Below are 13,201 nucleotides of genomic sequence, written 5' to 3' on the forward strand. Positions count from 1 at the left end.
GCCGCCGTAAGAAGGTCGATAGGAACGATCCGGATCGAAGCGCGACATCCGCGCACGCTAAGGCTGAGTCGGCTGCACAGACAAGCGACCGCAAAAGAGCTGCGTCTCAAAAATCCGAGGCGATGCCCTTGCGCTCCCAATCGCCGTAGCGCGTGGGCTCGGGTCCCTTCGGACCCTGTAACTCCTTCGGCACGGTCTTGGCACGCGCCGCCGCGGCCCGCCGACGTTCCTCGGCTTCGGCCAGCGCGCGCTGCGCGGCGGGGGACAAGGGCTTGCGATCAGGAGCGGGAGGTTGGTCGTTCATGATCCATGGGTCCTAGCGCAGGATCTCGACCTGCGCGACGTCCAATAACGCATTGCTGAAATGGCTCCGGCGGGCTGAAATCGCCAGAGACCATTCTTACATTTGGCATATTCGCATGCCACAGAAGGTGTTCTCAAGGCATGCGCCATAAGGCGGAACTGCCGCCTCGTTCAGAACCTTACGTCCGCATGCCATCTCAACGTTTTGCCCCTCCGTCCGAAGTGCCCGGTCTTGCGGCGCGACGGATCGCTGCCGATATCGTCGACGGCGTCCTGCACAAGCACCGCACGCTTGATGACCAGCTCGATGGCTCCGGTGCCCATCCCGGACTGAAGACGCTCGCCGACCGCGACCGCGCGCTGATGCGGCGCCTGGTCGCAACTATTCTGCGCCGTCTCGGCACGCTCGGCCATGTGCTGTCGCGCCTGCTCGACAAAGGCATTCCGTCCGACGCGCCGCGGGCGCAGAGCGCGCTCTTGATCGGCGCCGCCCAGATTCTCTGGATGGACGTGCCCGACCACGCCGCGGTCGATCTCTCGGTTCGCCTGGTGCAATCCGATCGGCGCGCCGCGCGCTATGCCGGTCTCGTCAACGCCGTGCTGCGCCGCTGCGCGCGTGAGGGTCAGGCGCTGGTCGACGAGGTCGCATCGCAATCGCTCGACCTGCCGCCCTGGTTGCTGGCCCGCTGGAGCGCGCATTACGGCGAGGCGACCGCGCGGGACATGGCGCTGGCGCTCGGCCACGAACCGTCGCTCGACCTGACGGTGAAGTCCGATGCCGCGCAATGGGCGAGCCGGCTGCATGGCGAAGTGCTGCCGACCGGCTCGGTGCGCACGCTGCTGCACGGCTCGGTGACCATGCTGCCCGGCTTCGCCGAAGGACAATGGTGGGTGCAGGACGCCGCTGCCGCGCTGCCGGTCCGGCTGTTCGGCGACATCAAGGGCAAATCCATCGCCGACCTCTGCGCCGCGCCCGGCGGCAAGACCGCGCAGCTGGTTTTGGCAGGCGCGAAAGTCACCGCGCTCGACCGTTCGCCCGCCCGGGTGGCGCGCCTGCGCGAAAATCTGAACCGCCTGTCGCTTCAGGCCGAGACTGTCGTTGCTGACGCCGTAGAATGGACGGGGCCAGCGGACGGCTTCGATGGAATCCTGATCGATGCGCCCTGCACCTCGACCGGAACGATCCGCCGGCATCCCGACGTTGCGTGGCTGCGGCAGGAGTCCGACGTCGCCGCAATGACCGTTCTCCAGCAGCGGCTGCTGAGGAAATCGGTCTCGTTGCTCAAATCAGGCGGGACGCTGGTCTATTGCACCTGTTCGCTGGAACCCGAGGAAGGCGAGCAGGCCATCGCCACCCTGCTGGCTGCGGAGCCTGCGCTGCGCCGTGTGCCGATCGAAGCCAGCGAGGTCTCCGGCCTCAGCGAGACCATCACGGCCGAGGGCGATCTCCGGACCTTGCCGAGCCACCTGCCGCATGCCGACCCGAAGCTCGGCGGGCTCGACGGATTTTTCGCGGCCCGGCTGGTTAAATCCTGATTTTGCACCGGATTTTGCTACCACCACCCTGATTCGGGGCCTTTCAAGGTGGTGTCGGCCGTTCGATTTTGGGATTAATAAGGATTCGTCGGAATTCTCTCCCCCTTCAAGGCAAGGCGTGTCGGTCGCTCAACGCAGACGTATCTCGACGCTGGTCATGAACCGCTTCGCGCGGCACATGCTCGCGCGCGCGAGCGGCGGTTCCGTTGCGCTGTCGCGGGTCTGGCCGGGCCGGACCGATCGGCTGATCATCGCGCCGCATGATTTGCGCACTGCGGATGCGACGCGCGCGGCCGAGATCTATGCCGGCCGCTTCGTCTTCGCCGGCAAGATCGTCAATTGCCATGGCCGCTCGATCTTCGACCTCGATCCGCCGTCGGAGGATTGGGAGGTCGCGCTGCTCGGTTTCGGCTGGCTGCGGCATCTGCGCGCCGCCGATACCGCGCTGACCCGCGCCAATGCTCGCGCGCTGGTCGAGGACTGGATCAGCAACCCCGCCAATAAGCGCCGGCCCTTAGCGCGCCGCGCCGACGTGCTGGCGCGGCGCGTGATCTCGCTGCTGTCGCAGGCGCCGCTGGTGCTCAACGACACCGACAACAAATTCTACCGCCGTTACTTGCGCGCGCTGGCGCGCGAGATCCGCTTCCTGCGTTACACCATGGTCAACATCCCCGACGGGGTGCCGAAACTCCAGGTGCAGATCGCGCTGTGCTACACCACGCTTTGTCTCGCCAATCAGGCCCGCCATATCCGCAGCGCATCGAAAAAGCTCTCCGACGAGTTGCAGCGGCAGATCCTCCCCGACGGCGGCCACATCTCGCGCAATCCGGGTGCGCTGATCGAGCTCCTGATCGATCTGTTGCCGCTGCGGCAGACCTTTGCCGCGCGCAACATCGCGCCGCCGCCGGCGCTGCTCAATGCGATCGACCGCATGATGCCGATGCTGCGCTTCTTCCGGCACGGCGACGGCAATTTCGCTTTGTTCAACGGCATGAGCGCGACGCCATCGGATCTGCTCGCGACGTTGCTCGCCTATGATGATACCCATGGCGCGCCGATGGCGAACATGCCGCACACCGGTTTCCAGCGCCTCGATGCCGGCCCCACCACTGTCATCATCGACACCGGCGCGCCGCCGCCGCCCGGCGTCAGCCACGACGCGCATGCCGGTTGCCTGTCGTTCGAACTGTCCTCCGGCATCAGCCGCATCGTCACCAATTGCGGCATGCCGACCACAGGCCGCGACAATTGGCGGCCGTTTGCGCGCGGCACCGCGGCGCATTCGACGCTGACTTATCACGACACCTCGTCCTGCCAATTCGTCGAGATGTCGGCGATGAAGCGGCTGCTGCACGGCGCGCCTGTCATCAGCGGCCCTCATGAGGTCGAGAGCTATCGCGAGGTCGTCGAGGGCGGCACGCTGCTGACGACCTCGCACAATGGCTATCTCGCCAAGTTCGGCGTGATCCATCGGCGCGTGCTGATGGTCGCCAATGACGGCACGCGGATCGACGGCGAGGACACGCTGTCGCCGCCGCAAGGCGCGCGGCTCAAGGGCGCTGACGCCGATTTCGCGCTGCGCTTTCATCTGCATCCCGCGGTGAAAGCGAGCCGGCTGTCGGATGCGCGCGGCGTCATGCTGGTGCTGCCGAACCGCGACGTCTGGACCTTCGAGGCCATGGACGACAAGGTCGAACTCGAGGACAGCGTGTTCCTGGCCGGCAATGACGGCCCGCGTCGCACCGCCCAGATCGTGATCCGCCAGGATGCCCGCCAGGCGCCCACGATCCGCTGGAGCTTTGTGCGCTCCACCGCCTCGCCCGCGGTCACCAATGCCCGCCGCAACGCGCGGCGCGAGCCGGAACTTCCGCTGTAGACGCACTCGATTCGGTCCCATCTCGTCGTTGTGAAAACGGTCAAAAGCTGCTATCGAGCGCTCGTTCGCGCGACTGGCGACCTTGGATGGAGCACCATCGGGAAGCGCGACACATATCCGCCGCGCGCCTGGGCATAGACACTCCCTGAACAGAGGATCTTGCTCATGACTGACCATCCCCGCCGCGTCACCCGCGCCCTGCTCTCCGTCTCCGACAAATCGGGCCTGACCGAGTTCGCCAAGGCGCTTGCCGCGCATGACGTCGAGCTGGTCTCGACTGGCGGCACCGCAAAGGCGATCGCCGCGGCCGGCCTCAAGGTGAAGGATGTCTCGGACCTCACCGGCTTCCCCGAGATGATGGATGGCCGCGTCAAGACGCTGCATCCGAAGGTGCATGGCGGCCTGCTCGCAATTCGCGACAACAAGGAACATGCCGAGGCGATGAAGGCGCACGGCATCGCGCCGATCGATCTCCTCGTCGTCAACCTCTATCCGTTCGAGGCCACCGTCGACAAAGGCGCCGGCTTCGAGGATTGCATCGAGAATATCGACATCGGCGGCCCCGCGATGATCCGCGCCGCCGCGAAGAACCATGACGACGTCGCGGTCGTGGTCGAGGCGGACGACTACAAGGCCGTGCTCGACGAGCTCGCTGCCAACAACGGCGCGACCACGCTGAAGCTGCGCCGGCGGCTTGCGGCAAAGGCCTATGCCCGCACCGCGGCCTATGACGCCGCCATTTCCAACTGGTTCAACCGGCAGCTCGAGATTGACGCACCCGACTTCCGCGCCTTTGGCGGCAGACTGATCCAGTCGCTGCGCTACGGCGAGAACCCGCACCAGACCGCGGCGTTTTACGCGACGCCCGACAAGCGCCCGGGCGTTTCGACCGCGCGGCAGCTCCAGGGCAAGGAGCTCTCCTACAACAACATCAACGACACCGACGCGGCCTATGAGTGCATCGGCGAGTTCGACACCAAGCGCACTGCCGCCTGCGTCATCGTCAAGCACGCCAACCCTTGCGGCGTCGCTGAAGGCGCGAACCTCGTCGAGGCCTATCGCAAGGCGCTGGCCTGCGATTCCACCTCCGCCTTCGGCGGCATCATCGCGATGAACCGGCCGCTCGATGCCGACACCGCGCGCGAGATCACGAAGATCTTCACCGAGGTCATCATCGCGCCTGACGCCAGCGAAGAGGCGATCGCCATCATCGGCGGCAAGAAAAACCTGCGCCTGCTGCTCGCAGGCAGCCTGCCCGATCCCCGCGCGCCGGGCCTCACGGCGAAGACGGTGGCCGGCGGGCTTCTGGTGCAGAGCCGCGACAACGCCGTGGTCGACGACATGACGTTCAAGGTCGTCACCAAGCGCGCGCCGACCGAAACCGAAATGCGCGACCTGAAGTTCGCGTTCCGGGTGGCAAAGCACGTCAAGTCCAACACCATCATCTACGCCAAGGATCTCGCCACCGTCGGCATCGGCGCGGGTCAGATGAGCCGCGTCGATTCAGCCCGGATCGCGGCACGCAAGGCGCTGGATGCGGCCAACGAGCTGAAGCTGGCGGAGCCGCTGACCAAGGGCTCGGTGGTGGCGTCGGACGCGTTCTTCCCGTTCGCCGACGGCATGCTCGCCTGTATCGAGGCCGGCGCCACCGCGGTGGTGCAGCCCGGCGGCTCCATGCGCGATGACGAGGTGATCAAGGCCGCCGACGAGCATGGCATCGCCATGGTGTTCACGGGGACAAGGCACTTCCGGCACTGATCTCACCGCCGTCATTCCGGGGCGCGCGCAGCGCGAACCCGGAATCTCACGCAACAAGCTCTGGATTCCGGGTTCATCGCTCCGCGATGCCCCGGAATGACGATGGAGAGGCTACTCCCGCACCCGCATCAACAACGCGAATCCCGTCACGAAGAACACGACCAGCACGGCCATGCCGGCCTTCTGGCTGGCGGTGGCCGCGGTGATCACGCCGATCAGCAGCGGGCCGATGAAGGACGTTACCTTCCCGGTCAGCGCGAACAGGCCAAAATACTGCGCGATACGATCCTTCGGCGCGAGACGGATCAGCAGCGTGCGCGAGGCCGCCTGAAGCGGACCGCCGGCCGCGCCGATCAGGCAGCCGAGCACGATATAGGCACGCTCGGCGGCGGCGCCGAACAATGGCCCGCCCGGCGCCGGCGGCGCGACCCTGACGAACAACACGCTGTCCTTGTCCACCAGCAGGATCGCCGCGACCGAAAGCAGCAGGATCAACATGCTGCCGGCGATGACGCGCTTCGGACCAAGGTAGTCATCGAGCTTGCCGCCGAGCCAGGCACCAAAGGTGCCGGCGATGGCGAGGATGATGCCGAACGTGCCGATCTGGATCGTGTGCCAGCCAAAGGTGCCGGCCGCATAGATGCCACCGAAGGCGAACAGCGAGACAAGACCATCCGTGTAGATCATGTTGGCAAGCAGAAACGCGGCGAGCGATTTCTGCTGCGGCAGATCCTGCAGCGATTGCTTGAGATCAGCCAGTCCTTCGTGCAGCGCCTCGCGCACCGGGCGCTTCGCCGGATAATCCGGCGTGAACAAGAACATCGGCGTTACGAAAACGATGAACCAGAGCCCGGTCAATGGTCCTGCAGCACGATCGCCTTCATGGGTGACGGGATCGAGTCCGAACAGCGGCGTGAAGCCGAGCAGCGTGCGGCCGGTCTCGGGGTTGGCGGCGAAGAAGCCGAGCACGATAATCAGGCTGACGATGCCGCCGATGTAACCGGTAGCCCAGCCGGTACCGGAGAGTCGGCCGATGCGGTCGGGCGGCACCAGCGTCGGCATCATGGCATTGTTGAACACGGTGGCGAATTCCGCGCCGACGCTGGCAAGCGCAACCGCAATGAGCAACGGCGGAATGATGGCGTGATCGCCGGGCTTGCCGATCCACAGCGCGCACGAAGCCACCACCAGAACTGCGCCGAACGCGGCGATCCACGGCTTGCGGCGGCCGGAGGCATCCGCGATGGCGCCAAGCACCGGGGACAACAGCGCAATCGCCAGGCCAGCTGCTGCCATCGCAAAGCCCCACAACGACTGCCCCGTGGCAGGATCCGGCGCGACGTTGGTGGCGAAATAGGGCGCGAACACGAAGGTCGTGATCAGCGTGAAATAGGGCTGCGCGGCCCAATCGAAGAAGATCCAGCTGATGACGGCGGCGCGCGGCGGATAGGTTCGCAGGGCGCCGGCCAGGCGCGCATCGGGGGCGGTCGTCGTCGTCACGCAGTCCTCATCACAAAACAGTTTTGCCGCTCTTGGCGCAAACCGTATAGCATTGTTGCGACGCGTTAGAACTGGCCTGAAGGCTTGGCGGAAATTTGATGATGGCGTCATTTTCGACACGACGTGCTTTTTTCGCGCTGATCGCCACTCTGGCGTTTGGGCTTGCAGCGGCAACCGCTCAGGATGCGCGGCGAGCGTATGTGCCGCCCGCGCTGGACGCCGTGCACGCCATCCCCGCCGAGCATGGCATGGTGGTGGCACAAGAGAAGATCTCGGCGCAGGTCGGCGCCGACATCTTGCGGCGCGGCGGCAATGCCGTCGACGCGGCCGTCGCCGCCGGCTTTGCGATGGCGGTGACGTATCCGCGCGCCGGCAATATCGGCGGTGGCGGCTTCATGGTGATCCATTCCGCCGAACGCAATGAGGACGTCGCGATCGACTATCGCGAGACCGCGCCTGCGGCGACGACGGCGCAGATTTTCCTCGGACCTGACGGCAAGCCTGATGCCGCCAAGTCGCGCGATTCCGGGCTCGGCATCGGTGTGCCCGGCACCGTCGCAGGCCTGGCGCTGGCGCTGGAAAAATACGGCTCCGGACAATTCACGCTCGCGCAATTGCTCCAACCTGCGATCACACTCGCCCGCGATGGATTTGTCGTCACCGACGACATGGCCGACACGCTGCCGGGTTGGTATCCGCGACTGGCACGCTTTCCAGCGTCAGCCAGGATTTTCGCAAAGCCTGATGGCACGCCGCTTGGCGAAGGCGACAGGCTGGTGCAGAGCGACCTCGCCGACACGCTGGCGAGCATCGCGGCCCAAGGTGTGCGCGGATTCTACGAGGGTCCGGTGGCGGAGAAGATCGCCAAGGCCGTCTCCGACGCCGGCGGCATCATGACGCCGGCCGATCTGAAGGCCTATCAGCCGGCGATCCGCACCCCCGTGCACGGCACCTATCGCGGCTACGACATCGTCTCGATGCCGCTGCCGTCCTCCGGCGGCGTGGTGCTGGTCGAGACGCTCAACATCCTCGAAGGCTTTCAGCTGGCGGATATCAAGCAGGGCTCGCCAGCATCGCTGCATCTCCTGATCGAGGCCATGAAGCGCGCCTATGCCGATCGCGCGCGCTATCTCGGCGATCCGGCCTTTGTCAACGCGCCGATCGGTACGCTCATTGCGAAGGACTATGCCGCCAAGCTCCGCACCGGCATCTCCACCGAGCACGCCACGCCGTCCAGGGACCTTGTTGCGAGCGCGGCCTCGCCGCGCGAGGGCAGCAACACCACGCACTACTCCGTCGTCGACAGCCGTGGCAACGCCGTCAGCAACACCTACACGCTGAACTTCAGCTACGGCATCGGCCTCGTTGCCGACGGCACCGGCGTGCTGCTCAACAACGAGCTCGACGATTTCACTGCCGCCGTCGGCGCTTCCAACGCCTACGGTCTCGTCGGCTATGAGGCCAATCTGCCCGGGCCCGGAAAGCGGCCGTTGTCCTCGATGTCGCCGACCATCGTGCTGAAGGACGGCAAGCCGGTGCTGGTGACGGGCTCGCCGGGAGGCAGCCGCATCATCTCGACCGTGCTCCAGGTCATCGTGAATGTGCTCGACTACAGGATGGACGTCGCGGCCGCCGTGGCGGCGCCGCGGCTGCACCATCAATGGCTTCCGGATGAAGTGCGCATCGAGCGCGGCTTCCCCGACGACGTGCTGGCCGGGCTGAAGGCGATGGACCATTCCATTGTCGAGCCGATGGGACAGACGTCGGCCAATTCGATTGCCGTGACGCCGAACGGCCCCCTCGGGGCGCCCGATCCGCGCACGCGCGGTGCGGAAGCCGCTGGACAGTAACCCGCTCCCGCATGGCACAACGGCGCGCGCTGGCTTGCGCCGGCCGCCGCGCGTGCTACCACCGGCCAATCAAAAGAATTTGCCGGGGAAACGCACATGACAACAGCCGATCCGCTCCAGCGCATCGAACGCGCCGAGATCGAGGACACCAGCCTTCTTGCTTTCTATCGCGACATGAACGTCGCCGAGCGCCGCACCTTCTGGGCCTGCGCAGCCGGCTGGGCGCTCGACGGCATGGACTTCATGATCTACCCGCTGGTGATCGGCACCATCATCGCGCTGTGGAAGGTCGATGCGGCCTCAGCCGGCCTTGCCGGCACGGTGACGCTGCTCGCCTCCGCCATCGGCGGCTGGCTCGGCGGCTATCTGTCCGACCATATCGGCCGGGTCAGGACGCTCCAGATCACCATCATCTGGTTCTCGTTCTTCTCGCTGGTTTGCGCAATCGTGCAGAATTTCGAGCAACTCCTGATCGCGCGCGCAGTGCTCGGCCTCGGCTTCGGCGGCGAATGGGCCGCCGGCGCCGTGCTGATGGGCGAGGCGATCCGGCCGCAATATCGCGGACGCGCCGTCGGCTCGGTGCAATCGGGCTGGGCCGTCGGTTGGGGCCTCGCCGTGCTGTCGCAGGCAGTGCTGTTCTCGCTGATGCCAGCGGAGACAGCGTGGCGCTGGATGTTCGTGATCGGCGCGCTGCCGGCGCTGCTGGTGTTCTATATCCGCCGCTCCGTCACTGAGCCGGAGATCGCAGCCGCCGCACGCGCCAAGCACGCGGAAACGGGCAGTCATCCCAAGCTGTGGGAGATCTTCACCTTTCCGATCGTGAAGACAACGGTGCTGGCATCGCTGATGGCGACGGGCTGCCAGGGTGGCTATTACGCCATCACTTTCTGGGTGCCGCAGTTCCTGACCAAGGAGCGGCATCTGTCGATCGTCGGCTCGACCGGCTATCTCTCGACGCTGATCATCGGCTCGTTCGTCGGCTATCTGGTCGGCGCCTGGCTTGCCGACCGAATCGGACGGCGCAATTTGTTCCTGATCTTCTCGATCGGCGCGATCGCCGTGGTGCTGCTCTACACCCAGCTGCCGCTCATCAACGAGATCCTGTGGGTGCTGGGCTTCCCGCTCGGCTTCTTCGCCTCGGGCTATTTCTCGGGGGTTGGCGCGTTCTTGACCGAGCTCTATCCGACGCGGCTGCGCGGCTCCGGCCAGGGCTTCTGCTACAATTTCGGCCGGGGCATCGGCGCGCTGTTTCCGTTCCTCGTCGGCGCGCTCTCGGCGACGACGTCGCTGGCCAATGCGATCGCGATCTTCGCGGTGGTGGCTTACGCGGTGTTCTTCATCGCGGCGTTCGCACTGCCGGAGACGCGCGGGCGGGTGTTGCACGCGGATCAGTGAGTTGCTGTCGTTCCGGGGCACGCGAAGCGTGAACCCGGAACCTCGAGATTCTCAGGTGCGCAATTGCGCACCATAGTTCGGTGCTGCGCACCGGCCCGGAAATGACGGGAAAGAGACTTACCGCCCCACCTGATACGGCCCGCCCTTTTCCAGCGCTCGCGCATAGGCCGGCCGCGCATGGATGCGCTCCAGGAACGCCATCGCCTTGGGATGGCCTTGCTCGAGCCCGCCGCGCGCTTGCGCGGCTTCCAGCGGGAAGCTCATCTGGATATCGGCGGCGGTGAACTCGCTGCCGGCGAACCACTCGCTTTTGCCGAGCTCGCCTTCCCAATAATCCATGTGCTGCTTGAGCTGCGGATTGACCAGCGTGGTCAGCGCCTGGTTCGAGACCTTGCGCACCAGCGGACGTAGCAGCGCCGGTGCGCGCTTCGGCATCAGCGTGAACAGCAGCTTCAGCAGCAGCGGCGACATCGCGGACCCTTCCGCATAATGCAGCCAATAGGTGAAGCGCAGCCGCTCCGGTGTGTTCGGCGGCGGGATCAGCCGGCCGTTGCCGTAGGTCGCAACGAGATATTCGATGATCGCACCCGACTCGGCGATGGTGTTGCCGTTGTCGGTGATGACGGGCGACTTGCCGAGCGGATGGATCGCGCGCAGCTCCTTGGGCGCGCGCATGTCGGGCTGGCGTTGATAGCGCACGATCTCGTAGGGCACGCCCAACTCCTCGAGCAGCCACAGCACCCGCTGCGAACGCGAATTGTTGAGATGGTGGACGGTCAGCATCGCGAAATCCTTGGGGCCGGGTGGTCTCGGCCGTGTACCTGCCAGCCCGGGAACACAATGTCGAGCCGGCCGGCCGGATATTTTCACCCGGGTATATTGACGGCAGTTATTTACCCGGGTATTAAAGCGGCCATCGCAGTCAATATGGCAATGATTTCAATGCTGAGGACTTTCACCGCCTTCCAGGGGCAGCGTCGCCTGGTGTCCGGGCCGGCTGGAGAAGTCGCGCTGGTCGTCAAGCGGATCGCGCCGCGGCCGGACGAGGCCATCATCATCTTCTCGGACGCCACGGGCCGATCGATCGACTTCGATCTGCGCGGCGGGGACCGCGAGGTGCTGGCGCGGCTGGCAAAGCAGATTCCGCCGCCGGTCGAAGAGACCGAGCNCCGGCCGAGCCGCGCGGGCGCGGCCGGCCGAAGCTTGGCGTGGTCGCGCGCGAGGTGACGCTGCTGCCGAGGCATTGGGAATGGCTCAATGCGCAGCCCGGCGGCGCATCGGTCGCGCTGCGAAAGCTGGTCGAAGAGGCGAGGCGCGCGAGCGGTGACAAGGACCGCGAGCGGCAGGCGCGCGAAGCGGCCTACCACTTCATGTCGACCATGGCCGGCAACCTCGCGCAGTTCGAGGAAGCTTCGCGCGCGCTGTTCGCCGATGACCGGCGCCGCTTCACCGGACTGATTGCCGACTGGCCGGCCGACATCCGGGACCACATCGTCAAGCTCGCCTACAGCGACCGCGCGTAAGCCGCGCGCCGCTCTCCAACCACCCCATCGACGGCCGAGCCGCGCGCCCCGCGGCAACGGCTTTGCTCGCCCTGACGAAAGGCCCATCCATGTCTATTCCAAAACCGCTCTGGCAAACTTTCCTGCGCTTCCTCGCGCCGCTGATGCTGAGCAACGCGCTGCAATCGCTGTTCGGCACCGTCAGCAACGTCTATCTCGGCCAGATGATGGGCGTTGACGCACTCGCCGCGGTCTCGACGTTCTTCCCGGTGTTCTTCTTCCTGTTCGCCTTCGTCATGGGCCTCAGCACCGGCGCCACCGTGCTGATCGGGCAGGCCTTCGGCGCGGGCAAGCACGACAGGATCAAGATGGTCGCCGGCACGACCCTCGCGGTCGGCCTGCTGCTCTCGATATCAGTGGGACTGGTGGGTGGTCTGCTCAGCCGGCAATTGATGATGGCGCTCGCAACGCCTGCGGACATTCTCGGTCCTGCCAGCGCTTATGCGCGGGTCATGCTGCTGACGATGCCCCTCGGCTTCACCTTCCTGCTGATGACGGCGATGATCCGCGGTGTCGGTGATGCCGTGACACCGCTGCTGGCGCTGGCGTTGTCGACCGCGATCGGCTTGATCCTGACACCGATGCTGATCCACCTGGACATCGGCATCACCAGCCCGGCTTGGGCCGCCGCGATCTCCAACGCCGTGACGCTGAACGTGCTGGGCGCCTATCTGGCGCGAAAGAAGCACGCGCTTGCGCCGGACGCGGCACTGCTGCGCCATGTCAGGCTCAATCGCGCCGTGATCGGACAGATCCTCGGCATCGGCCTGCCGAGCGCCATCGGCATGGTGGTCATGGCCATCGCCGAGCTGGTCTTGCTCGGGCTCGTCAACGGCTTTGGATCCGATGCGACCGCTGCGTACGGCGCCGTCAACCAGGTGATGGGCTACACGCAGTTCACGGCCATGTCGATTTCGATCGCGGTCTCGATCCTCGGCGCGCAGGCGGTCGGCGGCGGCGACCGGGCGCGGCTCGACGGCATCGTCCGCACCGGTCTTGCGTTCAATCTCGTGCTGACCGGCGGGCTGGTGGCGCTGATCTATATGGTGCCGCGCGCCGTGCTCGGCATTTTCATCACCGACGGTGCCGTGCTCGACCTGGCGAAGGGCCTCCTCTTCGTCGCCTTGTGGAGCTCGGTGCCGTTCGGACTTGCGACCACGTTCTCCGGCGCGATGCGGGCGGCGGGCGTGGCGCTGACGCCGATGCTGCTGTCGATCTTTGCCATTGTCGCGATCGAGCTGCCGTCGGCGGTGATCCTCAGCCGCGCGATCGGCCTGAAAGGCGTATGGGCCGCCTATCCGATCGTGTTCTGCACCATGTTCCTCTTGCAGATGGGCTATTACCTCCTGGTGTGGCGCAAGCGGGCAATCCGACGTCTGGGCTGATCAGCAAGATATTATGACCGTCATTAAACGGTGGAC

Annotated in this window: 9 protein-coding genes, 2 pseudogenes and 1 riboswitch; of the genes and pseudogenes, 8 read left to right on the forward strand and 3 right to left on the reverse strand. The window is 65.8% G+C overall.

Annotation, left to right across the window (positions count from 1 at the left end; all coding sequences use genetic code 11):
* Positions 1–106: 106 nt before the first annotated feature.
* Positions 107–304 (reverse strand): DUF1674 domain-containing protein, encoded by a 198-nt coding sequence (locus tag AOQ71_RS00850; RefSeq protein ID WP_057740638.1) that lies wholly within the window; start codon positions 302–304, stop codon positions 107–109.
* Positions 305–492: 188 nt separating this feature from the next.
* On the opposite strand from AOQ71_RS00850, the gene AOQ71_RS00855 reads away from it, so the two are divergent.
* The 3 genes from AOQ71_RS00855 (at position 493) to purH (ending at position 5,473) form a co-directional block, all read left to right on the forward strand.
* Entirely contained in the window at positions 493–1,839 is a 1,347-nt protein-coding gene (locus tag AOQ71_RS00855; protein ID WP_057740640.1) for an RsmB/NOP family class I SAM-dependent RNA methyltransferase, read from the forward strand.
* Positions 1,840–1,996: 157 nt separating this feature from the next.
* Positions 1,997–3,715, forward strand: coding sequence for a heparinase II/III family protein (locus AOQ71_RS00860; protein WP_057740642.1), 1,719 nt, complete (start codon positions 1,997–1,999; stop codon positions 3,713–3,715).
* 59 nt (positions 3,716–3,774) lie between these two features.
* Positions 3,775–3,856: riboswitch (ZMP/ZTP riboswitch) on the forward strand.
* A 24-nt stretch (positions 3,857–3,880) separates the two neighbouring features.
* A complete protein-coding gene (gene purH / locus AOQ71_RS00865; RefSeq protein ID WP_057740644.1) occupies positions 3,881–5,473 on the forward strand; it encodes a bifunctional phosphoribosylaminoimidazolecarboxamide formyltransferase/IMP cyclohydrolase in 1,593 nt (530 codons plus the stop codon).
* A gap of 111 nt (positions 5,474–5,584) precedes the next feature.
* On the opposite strand, the gene AOQ71_RS00870 is transcribed toward purH, so the two are convergent.
* Positions 5,585–6,973, reverse strand: coding sequence for an MFS transporter (locus AOQ71_RS00870; RefSeq protein WP_057740646.1), 1,389 nt, complete (start codon positions 6,971–6,973; stop codon positions 5,585–5,587).
* A 98-nt stretch (positions 6,974–7,071) separates the two neighbouring features.
* Here AOQ71_RS00870 and ggt point away from each other — a divergent pair, with 98 nt between their 5' ends.
* Both ggt and AOQ71_RS00880 read left to right on the forward strand, forming a co-directional pair.
* Positions 7,072–8,823: a gamma-glutamyltransferase gene (ggt, locus tag AOQ71_RS00875; RefSeq protein ID WP_083513826.1), complete on the forward strand. Its 1,752-nt coding sequence runs from the start codon at positions 7,072–7,074 to the stop codon at positions 8,821–8,823.
* Positions 8,824–8,919: 96 nt separating this feature from the next.
* Positions 8,920–10,218, forward strand: a complete 1,299-nt coding sequence (locus tag AOQ71_RS00880) for an MFS transporter (protein ID WP_057740651.1) — start codon at positions 8,920–8,922, stop codon at positions 10,216–10,218.
* A gap of 117 nt (positions 10,219–10,335) precedes the next feature.
* On the opposite strand, the gene AOQ71_RS00885 is transcribed toward AOQ71_RS00880, so the two are convergent.
* Positions 10,336–11,001: a glutathione S-transferase family protein gene (locus tag AOQ71_RS00885; RefSeq protein WP_057740653.1), complete on the reverse strand. Its 666-nt coding sequence runs from the start codon at positions 10,999–11,001 to the stop codon at positions 10,336–10,338.
* 162 nt (positions 11,002–11,163) lie between these two features.
* Between AOQ71_RS00885 and AOQ71_RS46845 the strand changes: the two are divergent.
* The 3 genes and pseudogenes from AOQ71_RS46845 to AOQ71_RS00895 form a co-directional block, all read left to right on the forward strand.
* A pseudogene (locus AOQ71_RS46845) lies at positions 11,164–11,386 on the forward strand (DUF2239 family protein); the annotation flags it as partial.
* A 1-nt stretch (position 11,387) separates the two neighbouring features.
* Positions 11,388–11,741: pseudogene (locus tag AOQ71_RS46850) on the forward strand (DUF2239 family protein); the annotation flags it as partial.
* An 89-nt stretch (positions 11,742–11,830) separates the two neighbouring features.
* The gene (locus AOQ71_RS00895; protein WP_057740655.1) at positions 11,831–13,165 is read left to right on the forward strand and encodes an MATE family efflux transporter; all 1,335 of its coding nucleotides are present in this window, start codon (positions 11,831–11,833) and stop codon (positions 13,163–13,165) included.
* The last annotated feature ends 36 nt before the right edge of the window (positions 13,166–13,201 follow it).

The organism is Bradyrhizobium manausense (assembly GCF_001440035.1).
In the GTDB taxonomy this organism is placed as follows: domain Bacteria; phylum Pseudomonadota; class Alphaproteobacteria; order Rhizobiales; family Xanthobacteraceae; genus Bradyrhizobium; species Bradyrhizobium manausense.

Bases quoted from the DNA above. Each gene is read 5' to 3' on its own strand.
- AOQ71_RS00860 (WP_057740642.1), top strand. From the start codon at position 1,997: ATGAACCGCTTCGCGCGGCACATGCTCGCGCGCGCGAGCGGCGGTTCC.
- AOQ71_RS00895 (WP_057740655.1), top strand. From the start codon at position 11,831: ATGTCTATTCCAAAACCGCTCTGGCAAACTTTCCTGCGCTTCCTCGCG.
- purH (WP_057740644.1), top strand. From the start codon at position 3,881: ATGACTGACCATCCCCGCCGCGTCACCCGCGCCCTGCTCTCCGTCTCC.
- AOQ71_RS00885 (WP_057740653.1), bottom strand. From the start codon at position 11,001: ATGCTGACCGTCCACCATCTCAACAATTCGCGTTCGCAGCGGGTGCTG.
- AOQ71_RS00850 (WP_057740638.1), bottom strand. From the start codon at position 304: ATGAACGACCAACCTCCCGCTCCTGATCGCAAGCCCTTGTCCCCCGCC.
- ggt (WP_083513826.1), top strand. From the start codon at position 7,072: ATGATGGCGTCATTTTCGACACGACGTGCTTTTTTCGCGCTGATCGCC.
- AOQ71_RS00855 (WP_057740640.1), top strand. From the start codon at position 493: ATGCCATCTCAACGTTTTGCCCCTCCGTCCGAAGTGCCCGGTCTTGCG.
- AOQ71_RS00880 (WP_057740651.1), top strand. From the start codon at position 8,920: ATGACAACAGCCGATCCGCTCCAGCGCATCGAACGCGCCGAGATCGAG.